Source organism: Streptomyces sp. UW30 (assembly GCF_008042075.1).
Classification (GTDB): Bacteria; Actinomycetota; Actinomycetes; order Streptomycetales; family Streptomycetaceae; genus Streptomyces.
Genome location: NZ_RDBN01000037.1, coordinates 1162898 through 1180761 on the forward strand (window position 1 = coordinate 1162898; position 17864 = coordinate 1180761).

At 71.9% G+C, this 17864-nt stretch carries 17 protein-coding genes and 1 pseudogene; 15 read left to right on the forward strand and 3 right to left on the reverse strand.

From position 1 onward, the window contains the following. The first annotated feature begins 27 nt into the window (after positions 1-27). Positions 28-537 carry a sigma-70 family RNA polymerase sigma factor gene (locus tag EAO75_RS23980; RefSeq protein ID WP_147997106.1) on the forward strand — a complete coding sequence of 170 codons (510 nt, stop codon included), beginning with the start codon at positions 28-30 and terminating at the stop codon, positions 535-537. A 45-nt stretch (positions 538-582) separates the two neighbouring features. Further along, the gene (locus EAO75_RS23985; RefSeq protein WP_147997107.1) at positions 583-1080 is read left to right on the forward strand and encodes a GNAT family N-acetyltransferase; all 498 of its coding nucleotides are present in this window, start codon (positions 583-585) and stop codon (positions 1078-1080) included. On the opposite strand, the gene EAO75_RS23990 is transcribed toward EAO75_RS23985, so the two are convergent. Both EAO75_RS23990 and EAO75_RS23995 read right to left on the reverse strand, forming a co-directional pair. Next, on the reverse strand, positions 1070-1507 hold the full coding sequence (locus tag EAO75_RS23990; protein WP_405579509.1) for a hypothetical protein: 438 nt from the start codon (positions 1505-1507) through the stop codon (positions 1070-1072). The two genes, EAO75_RS23985 and EAO75_RS23990, sit on opposite strands and share 11 nt — an antisense overlap. Then, entirely contained in the window at positions 1488-1847 is a 360-nt protein-coding gene (locus EAO75_RS23995) for a hypothetical protein (RefSeq protein ID WP_147997109.1), read from the reverse strand. The genes EAO75_RS23990 and EAO75_RS23995 overlap by 20 nt, the downstream gene beginning before the upstream one ends. Positions 1848-1916: 69 nt before the next feature. Here EAO75_RS23995 and EAO75_RS24000 point away from each other — a divergent pair, with 69 nt between their 5' ends. The 10 genes from EAO75_RS24000 (at position 1917) to EAO75_RS24045 (ending at position 14833) form a co-directional block, all read left to right on the forward strand. Beyond that, on the forward strand, positions 1917-2564 hold the full coding sequence (locus EAO75_RS24000) for an HAD family hydrolase (RefSeq protein ID WP_147997110.1): 648 nt from the start codon (positions 1917-1919) through the stop codon (positions 2562-2564). Positions 2565-2881: 317 nt separating this feature from the next. Beyond that, the gene (locus EAO75_RS24005) at positions 2882-3916 is read left to right on the forward strand and encodes a methionine ABC transporter ATP-binding protein (protein WP_147997111.1); all 1035 of its coding nucleotides are present in this window, start codon (positions 2882-2884) and stop codon (positions 3914-3916) included. Next, positions 3913-4638, forward strand: a complete 726-nt coding sequence (locus EAO75_RS24010) for a methionine ABC transporter permease (protein ID WP_147997112.1) — start codon at positions 3913-3915, stop codon at positions 4636-4638. Before EAO75_RS24005 ends, EAO75_RS24010 begins: the two co-directional genes overlap by 4 nt. Positions 4639-4713: 75 nt before the next feature. Then, positions 4714-5547 (forward strand): MetQ/NlpA family ABC transporter substrate-binding protein, encoded by an 834-nt coding sequence (locus tag EAO75_RS24015; protein WP_147997113.1) that lies wholly within the window; start codon positions 4714-4716, stop codon positions 5545-5547. A gap of 161 nt (positions 5548-5708) precedes the next feature. Continuing rightward, positions 5709-6347, forward strand: a complete 639-nt coding sequence (locus EAO75_RS24020) for a GNAT family N-acetyltransferase (protein ID WP_147997114.1) — start codon at positions 5709-5711, stop codon at positions 6345-6347. Between the two features lie 114 nt (positions 6348-6461). Continuing rightward, positions 6462-7670, forward strand: coding sequence for a precorrin-6y C5,15-methyltransferase (decarboxylating) subunit CbiE (cbiE, locus tag EAO75_RS24025; RefSeq protein ID WP_147997115.1), 1209 nt, complete (start codon positions 6462-6464; stop codon positions 7668-7670). A gap of 368 nt (positions 7671-8038) precedes the next feature. Beyond that, the gene (cobT, locus tag EAO75_RS24030) at positions 8039-12142 is read left to right on the forward strand and encodes a nicotinate-nucleotide--dimethylbenzimidazole phosphoribosyltransferase (RefSeq protein ID WP_147997116.1); all 4104 of its coding nucleotides are present in this window, start codon (positions 8039-8041) and stop codon (positions 12140-12142) included. A gap of 159 nt (positions 12143-12301) precedes the next feature. After that, positions 12302-13543 (forward strand): uroporphyrinogen-III C-methyltransferase, encoded by a 1242-nt coding sequence (cobA, locus tag EAO75_RS24035; RefSeq protein ID WP_147997117.1) that lies wholly within the window; start codon positions 12302-12304, stop codon positions 13541-13543. A gap of 64 nt (positions 13544-13607) precedes the next feature. Beyond that, entirely contained in the window at positions 13608-14426 is an 819-nt protein-coding gene (locus tag EAO75_RS24040; protein WP_147997118.1) for a TrmH family RNA methyltransferase, read from the forward strand. Positions 14427-14437: 11 nt separating this feature from the next. Beyond that, entirely contained in the window at positions 14438-14833 is a 396-nt protein-coding gene (locus tag EAO75_RS24045) for an NUDIX domain-containing protein (protein ID WP_147997119.1), read from the forward strand. 47 nt (positions 14834-14880) lie between these two features. On the opposite strand, the gene EAO75_RS24050 is transcribed toward EAO75_RS24045, so the two are convergent. After that, positions 14881-16305 carry a serine/threonine-protein kinase gene (locus EAO75_RS24050; protein ID WP_187284611.1) on the reverse strand — a complete coding sequence of 475 codons (1425 nt, stop codon included), beginning with the start codon at positions 16303-16305 and terminating at the stop codon, positions 14881-14883. Positions 16306-16501: 196 nt separating this feature from the next. On the opposite strand from EAO75_RS24050, the gene EAO75_RS24055 reads away from it, so the two are divergent. From EAO75_RS24055 to EAO75_RS24065, 3 genes and pseudogenes are all read left to right on the forward strand, one after another. Beyond that, positions 16502-16741, forward strand: a complete 240-nt coding sequence (locus EAO75_RS24055) for a hypothetical protein (RefSeq protein WP_147997121.1) — start codon at positions 16502-16504, stop codon at positions 16739-16741. A gap of 246 nt (positions 16742-16987) precedes the next feature. After that, the gene (locus tag EAO75_RS24060) at positions 16988-17182 is read left to right on the forward strand and encodes a hypothetical protein (protein ID WP_147997122.1); all 195 of its coding nucleotides are present in this window, start codon (positions 16988-16990) and stop codon (positions 17180-17182) included. A 435-nt stretch (positions 17183-17617) separates the two neighbouring features. Continuing rightward, positions 17618-17864, forward strand: a pseudogene (locus EAO75_RS24065) (aminoglycoside phosphotransferase family protein); the annotation flags it as partial.

Genomic DNA, 17864 nt, shown 5'->3' on the forward strand with positions numbered 1-17864 from the left:
TGCCCGGGCGGCCGCGTCGTGCCGCATATGACGGACGACCTGGTTGCCGCCCTGCGCCCGCTGCTCGTCGCGGAGGCCCACGCCGAGGCGCCCGCCTCCGGAGCGGAGCCGGGCGACCTGGAACAGGCGGTCTGGCTGCGCCTGCTGGAAAGACTCGACACCGACGGCCCGCCCGCCGACCCGCACCGCTGGCTGCGCAGAGCCGTCCGCTTCGAGGCCCGCCTCAGCCGCCGTACGACGAGCCACGAGCGGCCGTACGAGAACGAGCCCGCCGCCGACACCGATCGCCACGACCCCGAACACCTCGCCCTCGCGGCCGCCCGGCGCCGGGACCTGCGGGACGCCGTGCGGCGCCTGCCCGGCCGCTGCCCCCGACTCGTGGAGGCACTGCTCTCCCCGAACGACCTGACATACCGGGAAATCGCGGGGGAGTTGGGTATCTCACAGGGCAGTCTCGGCCCGGAACGTTCCAGATGCCTGGGATGTCTGCGCCGATTGCTCACACCGGAGGTTGCGGCCCGGAGTACGCGGGGATAGGAGTGGGGGACGACAGGCGATCAGGTGAGCGGGAGGCGTGCGCACATGGGCATGAGCGTGACCATCTCTGCGGCGACCGAGCAGGACGCGGAGCAGATCTTCAGGTTGCAGTACCTGTGCTTCCAGAGCGAAGCGGCGCTGTATGGCAATTACCGCATCGACCCGCTCGTTCAAACCCTGGACTCGGTCCGGGCCGAGGTGACCGCGGACTGCGTCTTCGTGGCCCGGCTCGGCGAGGAGGTGGTCGGCTCCGTCCGCGGCAGCGTCACCGAGGACGGCTCGGCCGCCATCGGCAAGCTCTGCGTCCACCCCCGCCTCCAGGGCCACGGCATCGGCGCCCGCCTCCTGCGCGCCGCGGAAGCCGCCCTGACCGAACAGCGCGGCGCCAAGAGGTTCCGCCTGGAAGCGGGCCACCGCAGCGAGGGCAACCTGCGGCTGTACCGCAAGGTCGGCTACGAGGCGGTGGGCACGTCGAAGGGCGCGGACGGCGTCCCGATGGTCGTCCTGGAAAAGCCGGCGGGCACCTACGCGGCTACTGCTTGACGGTTCGTGCCTTGCGGAGCCAGTACAGGGCCGACAGGGGCAGCAGTACGGGGATGAACAGATACCCCATGCCGTAGTCGGACCAGACGGTCGCGTCGGGGAACGCCGAGGGTTCCACCAGGGTCCAGGTGCCGACGATCAGGACGCCCGCGAGTTCGGCGGCGCAGCACACCAGCGCCGCCTTGCGGGCCCTTTCGCCGCCCCTGACGAGCGTGTACGTGATGAACCCGTACACGAGCCCCGCGACCGCCGACAGCGAGTAGGCGAGCGGTGCCCGGTCGAACTCCGTCGCGATCTGGTACGCCGAGCGCGACACCGCCCCGACGACCATCACGCCGTACAGCCACACCAGCAGGATCCCCGGCCCGCTGATCAGTCGCGTCGGCTTCTCTTCCGTCACGGCCACCTCAGCCTCCCCAGATGTCATAGAGCCGCACCTCCAGCACGGCCAGCACCACACCGCCGGCGGCGACCGTCACCGAACCCCACTTGGACCGCTCGGCCAGCGACATGAAGCCCGCGGCCGGAATGCACGCGAACGAACCCAGCAGATACGCCACGAAGATCGTCGTGCCCTGCTCCGGCTTCTCGCCCCGCGCCAGCAGGACGATCCCGACCACCAGCTGCACCAGGGCCAGTACCGTCACCACGGCCATCCCGATGAAGTGCCAGTCCTTCGTCGGCTGGTCACGGTAGGCCGCCCAGCCGCACCAGGCGGCGAGCAACAGCGCGGCGACCCCGGTCACCAGCGTCAGGGCATCAAACATGCGGCGAGCCTATTACGGCCCAAAAGGCCTGATGCGGCCGCCCCCGGACGGCACCGTAGGGTCGAGGGCATGAAGATCCGTGCACAAGCCCTCCTGTTCGACAACGACGGCACTCTCGTCTCCTCCCTCGCCTCCGTGGACCGCTGCTGGGCGCGGTGGGCCGAGGAGTACGGGATCACGGAGGAGTTCGCCAGGGTCGAGCTGCACGGACGCCCGGCCGTCGAGATAGTCGCCGAACTGCTGCCCGCCGACGTCGTGCCGGAGGCCCTCGCGCGGATCGAGAGCCTGGAGGTGGAGGACGTACCGAACGACGGCGTGCAGCTGCTCCCCGGCACCAAGGCGTTCCTCGACTCGCTGCCCGCCGACCGCTGGGCCGTCGTCACCTCCGCCACCCGCCGCCTCGCCGAGGCCCGCCTCGACGCCGTCGGCATCCTCCCGAAGACGATGATCACCGCCGACGACATCACCCGCGGCAAGCCCGACCCCGAGCCCTACCTCCTCGCCGCCCGCGAACTGGGCGTCGACCCGGCCGACTGCGTCGTCTTCGAGGACGCCCCCGCGGGTCTCGCGGCCGGTCGCGCCGCCGGGATGACCACCGTGGCGTTGACCACAACCCACCAGGCCCACGAGGTCGACGCCGATCTGGTGGTGAAGGACCTGTCGGCCCTGTCCGCGCTGGTCAACGACGGGGGAGTGGAGATCTCCGTCCGCGGCTGAGGGGCGTCCACCGCTGTCCGCAATGCGGACAGCGGTTCTTGGTCACTGCAGTACGTCTGTTTTACTGATCGCATGACCACGACGAGCTGCCGCACCCTTGCGACCGAGGCGACCATGACGCCCGGTGCTCGTTGTATGTGTCGAATGCGCGCCTTCTAGAGGGCCCCTGCACCACTCTGAGCCTCGCGCCCCGAAGCGAGCCGCCGTGGCACGTCCGTACGCCTGTTGCCGTACGTGACCGAGTTGCCCGCGCATGACTTCCCTCCCGTACCAGGGCACACCCACGCCCGCGTACTCGACAGTGACGGAAAACCCCAGTGATCACGACATCAGGCCTGACCAAGGTCTACCGCTCGCGCGGCCGTGAGGTCACCGCCCTGGACGGCGTCGATCTGCACGTCCGCGAAGGCGAGGTGTACGGCGTCATCGGCCAGTCCGGCGCCGGCAAGTCCTCGCTCATCCGCTGCGTCAACCTGCTGGAGCGCCCCACCGCCGGCACGGTGACCGTCGCCGGACAGGACCTCACCGCCCTGGCCGGACGCGGCCCCCGGGCCGGCAAGGAGCTGCGGCAGGCACGCAGCCGTATCGGCATGGTCTTCCAGCACTTCAACCTGCTGTCCTCGCGGACGGTTCAGGACAACGTCGAGCTTCCGCTGGAGATCCTCGGCAAGTCGGGCAAGGAACGCTCCCGCAAGGCGCTCGAACTGCTCGACCTGGTCGGACTGGCCGACAAGGCCAAGGCCTACCCCGCCCAGCTCTCCGGCGGCCAGAAGCAGCGCGTCGGCATCGCCCGCGCGCTGGCCGGCGACCCCAAGGTGCTGCTCTCCGACGAGGCCACCAGCGCCCTCGACCCGGAGACCACCCGCTCCATCCTCCAGCTGCTGCGCGACCTGAACCGGCAGCTGGGCCTGACCGTCCTGCTCATCACGCACGAGATGGACGTCGTGAAGTCGATCTGCGACTCCGCCGCGCTGATGGAGCAGGGCCGCATCGTCGAGTCCGGCACGGTCAGCGAGCTGCTCGCGACCCCCGGCTCGGAACTCGCCTCCGCGCTCTTCCCGGTGGGCGGCGAGGCCTCCGGCGACGACCGCACCGTCGTCGACGTCACCTTCCACGGCGAGGCCGCCACCCAGCCGGTCATCTCCCAGCTGTCGCGGACCTACAACATCGACATCTCGATCCTCGGCGCCGCCATCGACACCGTCGGCGGCCTCCAGGTCGGCCGGATGCGCATCGAACTGCCCGGCCGCTACGAGGACAACGTCGTGCCGATCGGCTTCCTGCGCGAACAGGGCCTGCAGATCGACGTACTGGGCCAGGAGCCCGTTCTGCTGAAGGAAGGCGCCAAGTGACCTGGTCCGAGATGCAGCCCCTGCTGGAGCAGGCGTGTTGGGACACCCTCTACATGGTCGGCTGGTCCACGCTGATCGCCGTTGTCGCCGGACTCCCGCTGGGCATCCTCCTCGTCCTCACCGACCGAGGCGGACTGCTCCAGAACGTCGTCGCCAACAAGGTGATCGGGCAGGTCGTGAACGTCGCCCGCTCGATGCCGTTCATCATCCTGATGGTCGCGCTGATGGGCTTCACGCGCTCGATCACCGGGACGACCATCGGCCGCGAGGCCGCCATCGTGCCGCTCGCGATCGGCGCGATCCCCTTCTTCGCCCGCCTCGTTGAGACGGCTGTCCGCGAAGTGGACGGCGGACTCGTCGAGGCCGTGCAGTCGATGGGCGGCAACACCTGGACCATCGTGCGCAAGGTCCTCGTACCCGAGTCCCTGCCGTCCGTCATCGCCAGCACCACGACCACCGTCGTTGCCCTCATCGGCTACTCCGCCATGGCCGGCACGGTCGGCGCCGGCGGCCTCGGCGACATCGCCATCCGCTACGGCTACCAGCGCTTCGAGACCGAGCTGATGTGGCTCACCGTCGCGATCCTCGCCGTCGTCATCTCTCTCATCCAGTTCGCCGGCGACTACGCGGCCCGCTCCCTGCACCGCCGCGGCGGCCAGTCGGGCCCGGCGCCGAAGCTGCGGCTGCTGAAGGCGTCGACGGCCACGAGCAAGACCGTCTAGGTCCGGTCCGGCTCCCCTTGATCCCCCCGAACACCCATGTCGGGGTCGCACCACCCATAAGGAAAGGCACTTTTCGTGCGTAACACCGCCAAGATCACCACTGCCGTCCTCGCCGCCGGAGCCCTCACCCTCGGGCTTTCCGCCTGCGGCTCGGACAAGGACTCCGGGTCCGACACGAGCGCCCCGCTGAAGATCGCCGCCACGCCCACCCCGCAGGGCGAGATCCTCACCTACGTCAAGGACAACCTCGCCAAGAAGGCCGGCCTCGAACTCGAGGTCAAGGAGTTCACCGACTACGTGACGCCGAACACCGCCGTCCAGCAGGGTGAGGTCGACGCCAACTACTTCCAGCACCAGCCGTACCTGGACGACTTCAACAAGAAGAACGGCACCGACATCGTCGCCGTGCCGAACGCCACGGTGCACCTGGAGCCGCTCGGCGTGTACTCCCAGGGCGTCAAGAAGCTGACGGACCTGAAGAAGGGCGCCTCGATCGCCCTGCCGAACGACACCACCAACGAGGCCCGCGCGCTGAAGCTGCTCGAGGCCAATGGTGTGATCGAGCTCAAGGCGGGCGCCGGCTACGCAGCGACCCCCAAGGACATCGCCTCCAACCCCAAGAACCTCCAGTTCAAGGAGCTCGAGGCGGCCCAGCTGCCGCGCTCCCTCGGTGACGTCGACGCCGCGGTCATCAACGGCAACTACGCCCTGGAGGCCGACCTCAGCCCGGCCAAGGACGCCATCGCCGCCGAGTCGCCCAAGGACAACCCGTACGGCAACTTCCTCGCCGTCAAGAAGGGCAACGAGGACGACCCGCGCGTCAAGAAGCTCGCGAAGCTGCTCACCTCGCCCGAGGTGAAGAAGTTCATCGCGGACAAGTACGACGGCGCGGTCGTCGCGGCGTTCTAAGAGGTCAACCGTTATCTGACGGTGCGTTTACCGCGTATCGCCACGCACGGGGTCCACTCCTTCACCTGGGGTGGACCCCGTGGTGCAGTTCAGTGCTTTCATGCTGCATGCTGGGCAGTTCAGCAGGCCTTGAACGTTCGTCGAAGGTTACGGAGCGTCGCATGACTAGCACCTTCCCCAACATCTCCATCAGCACGGAGCGGTTGGTGCTGCGTCCCCTCGACGAGGACGACGTGCCCGCGCTGGCCGAGATGATGAACGACGAACAGGTCGGCGCCTGGACCGACGTCCCCCAGCCCTTCACCGAGGAGGGCGCCCGCACTTGGATCGCCGAGTACGCCCCGGCGGAGCGGGAGGCCGGCCGCGGACTCGACCTCGCCGTCACCGAGTTCCTCACCCAGCGACTGGTCGGCGTCGTTCAGCTGGCCAAGACGAACTGGCACGTGCGCGCCACCGAGCTGTCGTACATCGTCGCCCCCTGGGCCCGCGGCGAGGGCTACGCCTCCGAGGCCACGCTCGCGACCGCCCAATGGCTGTTCACCGACCAGAAGTTCGAGCGCATCGAGCTGCGCACGGCCGCCGACAACACCGCCTCGCAGCAGGTCGCCCAGAAGATCGGCTGCATCAGCGAGGGCGTCCTGCGCAACGCGTGCATAGCGCACGTCCGCAGGGACGACGGCACCTGGGCCGATGTTCGCACCGACTTCATCGTGTGGAGCCTCCTGCCGGAGGACCTCGACGGCGCCGGGGACCAGCTGGCCGACAGCGGCGGCTTCACCTCGTTCGGCGAGTGGAACTGACTCGAAACCAACCCTCGGGCATCAGGGGCGCCGAAACGGCGACCAGGTACCCTCACGGAGCGCGCCCTCGGGCGCCCCCACGACGACCTGCGCAAACCCTGGAGACTGACGACGATGGCCGACCGCGTCACGGTGATCGGCTGGGACGGCTCGCCGCTGACCGCCGCGGCACGCTCCGCCCTCGGTGCCGCCACGCTCGTGGCCGGTGCCGCCCACCACCTGGCGCTCCCCGAGGTGCCGCCCACCGCCGAGCGCATCCGCCTCGGCAGCGTCGCCCTCGCCGCCCGCCGCATCGCCGGCCACCGCGGCACCGCGGTCGTACTGGCCGACGGCGATCCCGGCTTCTTCGGAGTCGTACGGACCCTGCGCGCACCCGAGTTCGGCCTGGAGGTCGAGGTCGTCCCCGCCGTCTCCTCGGTCGCGGCCGCCTTCGCCCGGGCCGGCATGCCCTGGGACGACGCACAGGTGGTCGTCGCACACCGCCGCACTCTGCGACGCGCGGTGAATGTGTGCCGCGCCCACACCAAGGTCGCCGTCCTCACCTCACCCGGCGCCGGCCCGGCCGAACTCGGCCTGCTCCTGGAGGGCGTCCACCGCACCTTCGTGATCTGTGAGGAACTGGGCACCGAACGCGAACAGGTCACCGTCGTCACCTCCGACAAGGCCGCCGACCACACCTGGCGCGACCCGAACGTCGTCATCGTCATCGGCGCCACGGTCGCCGCGGCGGAGGGGGGATGGATCGCCGGCCGCGACCCGGGCACCGGCCCGCGCGGCTGGACGCTGCCCGCCGAGTCCTACGGCGGCCTCATGAGCGAGAGCGAACTCGAACCGCTGCGCGCGGCCCAACTCGCCCGGCTCGGCCCCCGCGTCGGCGACCTCGTGTGGGACATCGGCTGCGCCAGCGGCGCCTTCGCCACCGAGGCCGCCCGGGCCGGTGCCGCCGTCATCGCCGTCGACCGCGACCCGCAGGCCTGCACCCGCACCGAGGCCAACGCGCGCGCCTTCGGCGTCCAGCTCCAGATCGTCCACGGCGCCGCCCCGCACGTCCTGGAGAACCTCCCCGAGCCGGACGTCGTCCGCGTCGGTGGTGGGGGAGCGGCCGTCGTCTCGGCTGTCGCCGACCGGCGCCCGCAGCGCATCGTCACCCACGCCGCGACCCGTGACGACGCCGAACTCATCGGCCGTGGCCTGACCGAACACGGCTACGACGTCGAGTGCGCCCTCCTGCAGTCCGTCGAACTCGACACGCGGGCCTGGACGGAGCGCGAGCGGAGTGTCGCGTTCCTGCTCAGCGGGGTACTGCCCGACCGCACAGGGTGAGCGCGTACCCGTCCCCGTGATCCTGTTGTCGTACCGCGCGCGGTAGGCTGGCCGATCGTTGTACCGCACTCGGTCGCCCGGCACTTCGTCGGTCAATGTCCGGAAAAACACGCCCCGTTTGGGGAGAGTGTGGTACGGCGAAACCGGGGGACGCGCAACGTGGCGCAGTCCACAGCGGCCTGTCGCGGATCAGCCTGTCGCGACGGTCGAATGGCCAGGACAATGCCACTCAATGGCTTTGTCGCCTTTTTGAGGCGGGTCGTTCGTGCCGCTGGGCAGGCACGCTCGTTCTTCACTGCGGGGGCGGTCGGTGCGCCGCTCCCGGCGAGCTGGTCGTATAAGCACTAACCGATGGGCGAGGGGTACGCATGACCGACACCGGCCAGGTCCCGGGCGAGGGACTGCCGGAGAGCGCAGGCACGGTGGAGCAGCCGGGCGCCCCCGTGGCGCACGGTACGTACACCTACCTCTCCGAGACCACTGCCGAGGACGAAGACCTGCTGATGCCCGGCACCCAAGGGGCCTGGGGCAACGAGGTCGCCCCGCCCATGCCGGAGCCGGTGGTCGAGACCCTGCACGAGCCGGGCCCGCACGAGATCTCGGGCCGCGACAGCGGCTCGGTCGACCTCAGCGGCGTCCGCCTCCCGGGTCCTACGACCCCCACGGCACCCACGACGCCGATCCCCCCGATCACTCCGCGACGCCCCCTGCACCTGGGCCCGCCCACCCCGGACGCCTCCGCCAGCCCGGTCCGCTCACTCGCCGACCGCGGCGCCGTCGGCACACCGGTACGCCAGCCCGGCCCGGCTCCGGTCGGCCCCGAGTACCTTGACGCCACAGTCCCGCAGCCTGCGGCGCCCTGGGGCGCCCCCACTCCCGCCCAGGCCGAGGCCCCCGTGCCGTCGAGCACCGAGGCGGCGGCTGCCGAAACGGTTGTCCCCACCGAGCAACCGGTGGGCGTGGCGCAGGCGGTCGTGGCGCGGGTCGCCACGGAGGCCGGTTCCGTGACGGGCGAGGTTCAAGAGGCCGGCGTGCCGGAGAGCGGATACGACGGTCAGGTGCCGTCGAGTGGTGAGGTGGCGGCGGTCGCTGCGCCCGTCGCCGAGGCGGTGCCCGGTCAGGACGCGGTTCAGGGGCCGGTGGCCGCGGGTGCTGTCGAGGTCACCGGGGACGGGGCTGTTCCGGGGAGCGCAGGGTTCGTGCCCGCCCCCGAGGGCGACCAGGTCTCGCCCGTCGACGCGCCTGTCCCGGACGGAGGCGAGGTCCCGACGGCCGGTACGGCAGCCGGGGACACGCCGGTGAGCGAGCCCGTCCCGGCTGCTGGGCCCCTGCTCGGCGGCGACGGTGCCCAGGACGCCGGGCAGGTCCCGGTGGCCGGCGAGGCTCCGGAGGGCGGCGCTGCGATCGGGCAGGTTCCGGTCGGTGCCGAGGCTGTCGGGGTTGCCGAGGACGTCGAGGTCGCCGAGGCCGTCGTGAGCGAAGAAGCGCACGTCGCCGAGGTACCGGTGGCCGAGCCCGGGCAGGTCGCCCCCATTTCCGAGGGCGACCAGCTCCCCGAGGCGCCCGCTGCTGAGGCCGCTCAGGTGGTCGACGCCCCCGTCCCGCAGAGCGAGCCGCTTCCCGAGGTATCCGTTCCTGACGTCGCGCAGGTCTCCGACGCTCCCGCTCCGGAGGGGGTTCAGGTTCTCGACGGTGCTGTGCCCGAGGCGCCCGCTCCGGTCGCCGAGCCCCTTGCCCCGCAGGCCGTCTCCGCTCCCGAAGCGACCCACCCGCCCGAGGTTGTCCACTTCCCCGAGGCCGCGCAGGCTCCCGAGGCCGCCCAGTTCCCCGAGGCCGCGCAGGTCCTCGTGGATGTCACCCCGGCCACACCGGACGCCGCTCAGGCCCTCCAGTTCGAGGACGCCGAGCACCTCGCAGCCGTCCCGCAGCCGGACGACGCCGTCGCCGCGCCGATCGACGGCGCCCTCGCGGCCGTAGCCGCCGAACCGCTCCCGCAGCCCACGGACCTGGATCAGGCCGCCCATCCGGGCGAGCCCGTCGTCCCGGTCGAGCAGTCCGCTCAGGACCCGCAGCAGGCGCAGGCCCCCGAATCCCTCGTCCCGGACGTGCCCCTCGCGCCGCCCCAGCAGCCGATGCAGGGAGGTGCTCCGACTGAGGCCGACGCGGAGGCACCGGTGGTAGCTGCCGCAGCTGTCGCGCAGCCGTCGGCCCCGTTCCCGGATGCCCCGCAGGCCCCGGACATGGCCGCCGTCCCGAACCCCGTCGAACCGCAACCGGTCCCGGCAGAGGTCGTAGCGGCCGAGACCCCCGAGCCGCCGTTCGTCGCCGAACCCGCCGGTCCGCAGCTCCGGGCCCAGGCTCAGGCCCAGCCCGTACAGATCGCCGAGGACCCGGCTCGCACGCCCGTCGAGCCCACGGCGTCCGGCGAGGGTGAGGCCGCCGTCCTGTCGAGCGGCATCCCCCACGAGCCCGTACCGGACCAGCCCATGGGCCAGTTCGTGCAGGTCGAGGGCTCGGTGCCGACGACCCCCCACCTCGCCCCGACGCCGCCGCAGCCGATCGTGCTGCCCGTGGCGGAGGGACCGGGCCCCGTCATCATGGTGCCCGCACCCCGCGACGGCGGCCCCGAACTCGTACAGCACGCGGACGACCTGGACACCCGGGCCGCCGATCAGGAAGACCAGGAAGACCAGGCGGAAGAGAGCACGGCCGTGGTCGAAGAGACGCGACAGCCCACCGGTCCGGCGGCGCCCGCCTACGACGACGCCGAACGCGAGGCCGTCCTCAAGGTCATGCGCGAGCGCCGCGACATCCGCAACGGCTTCCGCAGCGACCCCATCCCGCACGAGGTCCTGCTCCGGGTCCTGGAGGCCGCCCACACCGCGCCCTCCGTCGGCCACTCCCAGCCCTGGGACTTCGTCGTCATCCGCTCCGCCGACACCCGGCGCACCATGCACGAGCTGGCGACGCGTCAGCGCGAGGCGTACGCCAAGTCCCTCCCCAAGGGCCGGGCGAAGCAGTTCAAGGAACTGAAGATCGAGGCCATCCTCGACACCCCGGTGAACATCGTCGTCACCGCCGACCCGACCCGCGGCGGCCGCCACACCCTCGGCCGGCACACCCAGCCGCAGATGGCGCCGTACTCCGCCGCGCTCGCGGTCGAGAACCTCTGGCTCGCCGCCCGCGCCGAGGGCCTCGGCGTCGGCTGGGTCAGCTTCTTCGACGAGCGCGAGATGGTCCGCGCGCTCGGGCTGCCCGAGCACCTGGAGGTCATCGCCTACCTGTGCGTCGGGTACGTCGACGAGTTCCCGGACGAGCCCGAACTGATGCAGGCCGGCTGGTCCAAGCGCCGCCCGCTGTCGTGGGTCGTGCACGAGGAGACCTACGGCCGCCGCGCCCTGCCCGGCGAGGAGCCGCACGACCTGCTCGCCGAGACCGTCGCCCAGATCCGCCCGCTGGACGCCAAGGCCCTCGGTGAGGCATGGGAGCGGCAGAAGCGGATGACGAAGCCGGCCGGCGCGCTCGGCATGCTGGAGATCATCTCCGCCCAGCTGTCCGGCCTGTCCCGGCAGTGCCCGCCGCCGATCCCGGAGCCCGCGGCCGTCGCGATCTTCGCCGGCGACCACGGCGTGCACGCCCAGGGCGTCACCCCCTGGCCGCAGGAGGTGACGGCCCAGATGGTCGCCAACTTCCTCGGCGGCGGCGCGGTCTGCAACGCCTTCGCCGGACAGGTGGGCGCCGAGGTGTGCGTCGTCGACGTCGGCGTCGCGGCCGACCTCCCGGCCACCCCCGGCCTGCTGCCGCGCAAGGTCCGCGCGGGCACCTCGGACATGACGACCGGCCCCGCGATGACCCGCGAGGAGGCCAAACAGGCCATCGAGGTCGGCATCGAGACGGCCCGCGATCTGGTGGCGGCAGGCAACAAGGCGCTGCTGACGGGTGAGATGGGCATCGCCAACACGACGGCGTCCGCCGCGCTCATCTCCGTCTTCACCGGCGCCGAACCCGCCGAGGTCACCGGCCGCGGCACCGGCATCAACGACGAGACGCTGGCCCGCAAGACCGAGGTCGTGCGCCGCGCGCTCGAGGTCCACCAGCCCGACCCGGCCGACCCCATCGGCGTCCTCGCCGCGATCGGCGGCTTCGAGCACGCAGCGCTCGTCGGCCTCCTGCTGGGCGGCGCGTCGCTGCGCACGCCGGTGATCCTGGACGGCGTCAGCGCCGGCGCCGCCGCCCTGGTGGCCCGCGCCATCGCCCCCGAGGTCCTCGCGGCCTGCATCGCGGGCCACCGCAGCGCCGAGCCCGGCCATGTGGCCGCCCTCAACAAGCTGGGCCTGCGCCCCCTGGTCGACCTCGACCTCCGCCTCGGCGAGGGCACGGGCGCCCTGCTCGCGCTCCCGCTGGTGCAGAGCACGGCGAGGGCGATGCACGAGGTGGCGACGTTCGACTCGGCCGGGGTCACCGAGAAGTAGCCGCATGACTGGGGGCCCGGGGAAGTGCAACCCCCGGGTCCCCAGTCACGTCGCCACGGTGGCCCAGCCACCGGACCCCCGAACCGTCAGAACCGCCGGCAGCATAAAATCCGCACGTCAGGGCATCGCACCGCCGCCGCAAAAGGGAGCCGCACCCTCATGGCCGAAAACCCCGCCTACCCCGTAGGCCTCCGCCTCACCGGCCGCCGGGTCGTCGTCCTCGGCGGCGGCCAGGTCGCCCAGCGCCGCCTCCCGGCACTCGTCGCGGCGGGCGCCGACATCGTCCTCGTGTCCCCGGACGCGACCCCGTCGGTCGAGGCGATGGTGGACGCGGGCGAGCTCACCTGGCACAAGCGCCCCTACGAGGACGGCGACCTCGCCGACGCCTGGTACGCCCTGATCGCCACCAGCGACCCCGAGGCCAACACCGCGGCCTCCGCCGAAGCCGAACGCCACCGCGTGTGGTGCGTGCGCTCCGACGACGCCGACGCGGCCACCGCCTGGACCCCGGCCACCGGCCACAGCGAGGGCGTCACGGTCGCCGTCCTCACCACCGACGCACGCGGCCGCGACCCCCGCCACACCGCCGCCGTCCGCGACGCGGTCGTCGAGGGCCTGCGCGACGGCACCCTCGTCGCCCCGCACCACCGCACCCGCACACCCGGCGTCGCCCTGGTCGGCGGCGGCCCCGGCGACCCGGACCTCATCACCGTGCGCGGCCGCCGCCTGCTCGCCGAGGCCGACGTCGTCATCACCGACCACCTCGGCCCGCGCGACCTGCTCGCCGAACTGCCCTCCAGCGTCGAGGTGATCGACGCGGCGAAACTGCCGTACGGCCGCTTCATGGCCCAGGAGGCCATCAACAACGCCCTGATCGAGCACGCGAAGCAAGGCAAGTCGGTCGTACGTCTCAAGGGCGGCGACCCCTTCGTCTACGGCCGTGGCATGGAGGAGGTCCAGGCGCTGGCCGAGGCCGGCGTCCCGTGCACGGTCGTACCCGGCATCTCCAGCTCGATCTCGGTCCCGGGCGCCGCCGGTATCCCGGTCACCCACCGGGGCGTCGCCCACGAGTTCACGGTGGTCAGCGGCCACATCGCCCCGGACGACGAGCGCTCTCTGGTCGACTGGCCGTCCCTGGCCAAGTTGACCGGCACGCTGGTCATCCTCATGGGCGTCGGCACCATCGGGAAGGTCGCCGAGACCCTCATCGCGCACGGCAAGTCCGCGGACACGCCCGTCGCCCTGGTCCAGGAGGGCACGACGGCCGCCCAGCGCAGGGTGGACGCGACCCTCGCCACGGCCGCCGAGGCGGTGCTCGCCCACGAGGTGAAGCCGCCGGCGGTGATCGTCATCGGCGAGGTCGTGAACGTAGGACCGAGCGGACCGAGCACCTCCGCGTAACCGCGGGTAACGCAACCCGTCCCGAACCGTTGGCACCGCACCCAGGACAAGGCAGTATCACTCTGTGGCCGATCTCATCACCGTCGATGACCCCACCGACCCGCGCCTGCGCGACTACACGGGCCTGACCGACGTCGACCTGCGCCGCAAGCGCGAGCCGGCCGAGGGCCTGTTCATCGCCGAGGGCGAGAAGGTCATCAGACGGGCGAAGGAAGCCGGTTACGAGATGCGGTCGATGCTGCTGTCGGCCAAGTGGGTCGACGTCATGCGCGACGTCATCGACGAGCTCCCGGCCCCGGTGTACGCGGTCAGCCCGGATCTCGCCGAGCAGGTCACCGGCTATCACGTGCACCGCGGCGCGCTCGCGTCGATGCAGCGCAAGCCGCTGCCCACGGCGACCGAGCTGTTGCAGACCGCCCGCCGTGTCGTCGTCATGGAGTCGGTCAACGACCACACCAACATCGGCGCCATCTTCCGCTCCGCGGCCGCCCTCGGCATGGACGCCGTCCTGCTCTCACCGGACTGCGCCGACCCCCTCTACCGCCGTAGCGTCAAGGTCTCCATGGGTGCGGTCTTCTCGGTGCCCTACGCGCGCCTGGAGACGTGGCCGAAGGGGCTGGAGTCCGTTCGCGAGGCGGGCTTCACGCTCCTCGCCCTCACTCCGGCCGAGAAGGCCAAGACCCTCGACGAGGCCGCGCCGCACCGGATGGACAGGGTTGCGCTGATGCTCGGCGCCGAGGGCGACGGCCTCTCCACCCAGGCCCTGGTCGCCGCGGACGAATGGGTCCGCATCCCGATGGCCCACGGAGTCGACTCCCTCAACGTCGGCGCGGCGGCCGCGGTCGCCTTCTACGCGGTGGCCACCGGCCGCCCCCAGCTCTAGGGCGTGCGCACTTGAGCCGGGGTGAGGCGATCGTCGCGGTCCTGCTCCGAGCCGACCGCGTCCTCGCCATCCGGCGCGGCCCCGCCGTCGCGCGCCCGGGCTACTGGCAACCCGTCAGCGGCAAGATCGAGGCGGGGGAGACCCAGCGGGACGCCGTCGTCCGGGAGGTCCACGAGGAGGTCGGCCTCACCGTCGTACCCCTCGCCAAGGTCTGGGAGTCGGAGACCGACGACGGCAGCTTCCGGCTGCACTGGTGGACGGCGCGGACCGAGACGGGCGACGTCGTCCCCGACCCGGACGAGGTCGCACAGGCCCGCTGGGTCACTCCGCAGGAGTTCCTGTCCCTGGACCCGGTCTTCGAGGGCGACCGCGAGTTCTTCGAGCGAATCCTGCCCGCACTCCTCTGACACCTGCCGTCCCGCGAAGTCCACCGGGGCGGGGCCGCCCGCGCCGCCTACTCAGGAATCTCGAACGTCGATTCGTACCGCTGGGACATCTCGTCTCCGTCCAGCGGCTTGAAGTCCGGCTCCATCTGCTCCTGCTGCGGATGCACGACCTCCCCGTCCCCGGTCCCGCCGAGCCCGCGGTCCGGGCCCTGGCAGCCCTGCGCCGCCGCGATGCCGAGCGCCACGAGCAGCGTCACGACGACGAACACGAACAGCCGCTGCCGGAGCAGCTGAGGATTGGCGGGCCTGCGGCCCGTGCCCGTGTTCCGGGGGGCCGGACGTCCGGTGCCGCCGCGTGGCGCGGGCCGGCTGCCGCCCGCCGAGCGGGGCGTGGTGCGGGGGCCGGGCATGGGCCAGGTACCGGAGCGGGACGGCGGCGGACCGCCCTGCGGGGCGCCGGTGCCCCTCGGCGGAGCCGTGTCGCGGGCGGGGCCGGGGACGCGCGGGGTGCCCGTGCCCCGCGGCATGGCGGAGCCGCGGGGCGGGGGAGCGCCCTGCGCGCGCCGTTGGGCACGCTGCTGGTCGGAGTAGGTGTCGGCGAGCCGCCCGGTGGGCCGGTCCGACTCCGGGGACCGCGGAGCCGGCGGGCGTACGTCCGCGAAACCCTGCGCCTCCCGGGCCGCGATCTCCTTCAGACGCAGCGACAGCTGAAGGGTGCTGGGACGGTCCTCCGGGTCCTTCGCCAGGCAGGCCCGCACCAGCGGGGCCAGGGCGTCCGGTACGCCGTGCAGCTGCGCCTCCTCGTGCACGACGCGGTACAGCATCACCTCGGAACTGCCGTGCCCGAAGGGAGAGTCCCCCATCGACGCGTACGCGAGCGTGGCGCCGAGGGAGAAGACGTCCGTGGCCGGGGTGACGGCGGCGCCGCGCACCTGCTCGGGCGCGAGGAAGCCGGGGGAGCCGACCGCCGTGCCGACATGGGTGAGGGTGGAGGCACCCGTCGCCCAGGCGATACCGAAGTCGATGATCCTGGGGCCCTTGGGGGACAGCAGGATGTTGGACGGCTTGAGGTCCCGGTGCACGACACCGGCCTCGTGGACGGCGACCAGCCCCTCGGACAGCGCGGCCCCGACGGCGGCGACCTCCGCCGCGCCGAGCGCGCCTTCGTCGGCGACCTTGTCGTGCAGGGAGGGCCCGGGCACGTACTGCGTGGCGAACCACGGCCGCTCCGCCTCAAGATCGGCGGCCACGAGCCGTGCCGTACACCCCCCGCGAATCCGCCGTGCCGCCGAGACCTCACGCGCGAAGCGCGAGCGGAACTCCTGATCCTCGGCCAGATCGGGCCGGATCACCTTGAGCGCGACCCGCTGCCCCTTCTTGTCGGAGCCCAGGTAGACGACGCCCATCCCGCCCGCGCCGAGCCGTCTGTGAAGCCTGAACGAGCCGACGACGCGCGGGTCCTCGCGCCTCAGGCGCATCATCGCCATGTTCATCCCCGCTGCCCGGTCCGTCTGACGAGCCACAGCTTACGTTTCCGCGGGCCGCCGTGCGCAGAGGCCGCGCCCTCTCGGGCCGACGGATTGTCAGTGCCGGGTGGGAGACTTGAAGGGTGGTCAGAGGGTGGGTGAGCAGGGCGACTTCGGTCCCCTGCCGCCCCCAACCGTCCGTCGCAGAAGGGGGATTGGGCTCGTGAAGGGTGATCGCGTGGAGATAGTCGTGGACGCCGGGGACACGACGCGTACGTATGAGGTGGTGGCGAGCAGGGCGGGCCGCAGGGTGGAGACGGCGGTGCGTCGAGGTGTCGTGGAAGTGAGCGAAGTCACCCGAAGCGGGTCTGTGGTGCGTACGGCCCGCTTCATGGCGAACCGGGTCCTGGCCCTGGTCGAGCAGCCGATACCGCGGGAGGACAGCTCGGAGAAGAGTCATTAGAAAGCGGGGCAGACCGGGCGTCCCCTCGGGGAAGACCCCGAGACCTAGGACCTCGTCTCCACCCAGGGGAGTACTCCGCAGGTCATGGCTCATCCTCCGGGAGGCCCGCCAATCGGTACGAGGGCATGACGTGCCGGAGCGGCCGCGCGCCTAGATTTGAGGTCAAGCGGCGGGTGCAGCACTCGTCCCCCGAGGTCAGACACCCGCCGCTGCCAACGACAACTGACACAGGTCAGGAGAGGGACCATGGCCCAGACGGCACCGCGGACACTGATCCGTATCCAGGAGCGCACCATGCGCCCCCGCCGCCAGGGCCGCCGCCACCCCTTGGTGGCGACGCTCATGGCCCTTCCCCTGGCGGCCCTTCTCCTCCTCGTCTTCGACGGCTGGGAGACAGTGGCCACACAGGCGTCGTCCGTGGGTGTGATGCTGGGGCGCTGAGCGGCGACCCCAGGCCCGGAAGAGCGGTCCGGGCGGGGACATCCATCCATGAAACCCCGTGGGGACGGGGGTGCGGCGGACGGCACAAATGCCGGCGCAGCTSSSSAGCTGCGCCGGCATTGCTTTTCCCTGAAACCGACGGGGCCCTCTGAACACGGCCCGCATCATCGAGCCCTCCCGGTGGTCAGGCTCAGGGCTCCCTCTCCAGGCCGGCCCGCATCATCCAGCCCGTCCGGTTCCCAGGCCCAGGGCCCCTTCCAGACGCCGGCCCGTATCATCCAGCCCGTCCGGCGTTTAAGGACGAGGCCCCTTCAGGGCTGAAGCGGGGGTCTGGGGGCGGCAGCCCCCATCGCGACCCCATGAACGCCAAGCACGCCGAGCACGCCGAGCACACAGACTGCCCCGGCGCCCAGCGACCCGCGCACAAGGGACCCCGTGACCTCCACCCCACTCCTGCCCGACCTCACCGCGCAAGCAATAGCCGCGGCTCACTCACGTACGTCCGCCTGTCCCTGCGGAACAACCGTCACCCTCGCCGAACGCCCCGACGCCACCGTCGTCCGGCACGCCGCCACCGTCGCCAAGGCCCACGCCCCGGACATCGACGTCACCGACCTGGCGTCCCGCATGACCGTCGCCACCCGCCTCCCCGAGATCCTCCTGCCCCCGCTCACCCCCATAC

What these genes read in the sequence shown, in the direction of transcription:
- EAO75_RS23980 (WP_147997106.1), top strand. Translation starts at nt 28, where the DNA reads ATGACGGACGACCTGGTTGCCGCCCTGCGCCCGCTGCTCGTCGCGGAG.
- EAO75_RS23985 (WP_147997107.1), top strand. Translation starts at nt 583, where the DNA reads ATGGGCATGAGCGTGACCATCTCTGCGGCGACCGAGCAGGACGCGGAG.
- EAO75_RS23990 (WP_405579509.1), bottom strand. Translation starts at nt 1,507, where the DNA reads ATGACATCTGGGGAGGCTGAGGTGGCCGTGACGGAAGAGAAGCCGACG.
- EAO75_RS23995 (WP_147997109.1), bottom strand. Translation starts at nt 1,847, where the DNA reads ATGTTTGATGCCCTGACGCTGGTGACCGGGGTCGCCGCGCTGTTGCTC.
- EAO75_RS24000 (WP_147997110.1), top strand. Translation starts at nt 1,917, where the DNA reads ATGAAGATCCGTGCACAAGCCCTCCTGTTCGACAACGACGGCACTCTC.
- EAO75_RS24020 (WP_147997114.1), top strand. Translation starts at nt 5,709, where the DNA reads ATGACTAGCACCTTCCCCAACATCTCCATCAGCACGGAGCGGTTGGTG.
- cbiE (WP_147997115.1), top strand. Translation starts at nt 6,462, where the DNA reads ATGGCCGACCGCGTCACGGTGATCGGCTGGGACGGCTCGCCGCTGACC.
- cobT (WP_147997116.1), top strand. Translation starts at nt 8,039, where the DNA reads ATGACCGACACCGGCCAGGTCCCGGGCGAGGGACTGCCGGAGAGCGCA.
- cobA (WP_147997117.1), top strand. Translation starts at nt 12,302, where the DNA reads ATGGCCGAAAACCCCGCCTACCCCGTAGGCCTCCGCCTCACCGGCCGC.
- EAO75_RS24050 (WP_187284611.1), bottom strand. Translation starts at nt 16,305, where the DNA reads ATGAACATGGCGATGATGCGCCTGAGGCGCGAGGACCCGCGCGTCGTC.
- EAO75_RS24060 (WP_147997122.1), top strand. Translation starts at nt 16,988, where the DNA reads ATGGCCCAGACGGCACCGCGGACACTGATCCGTATCCAGGAGCGCACC.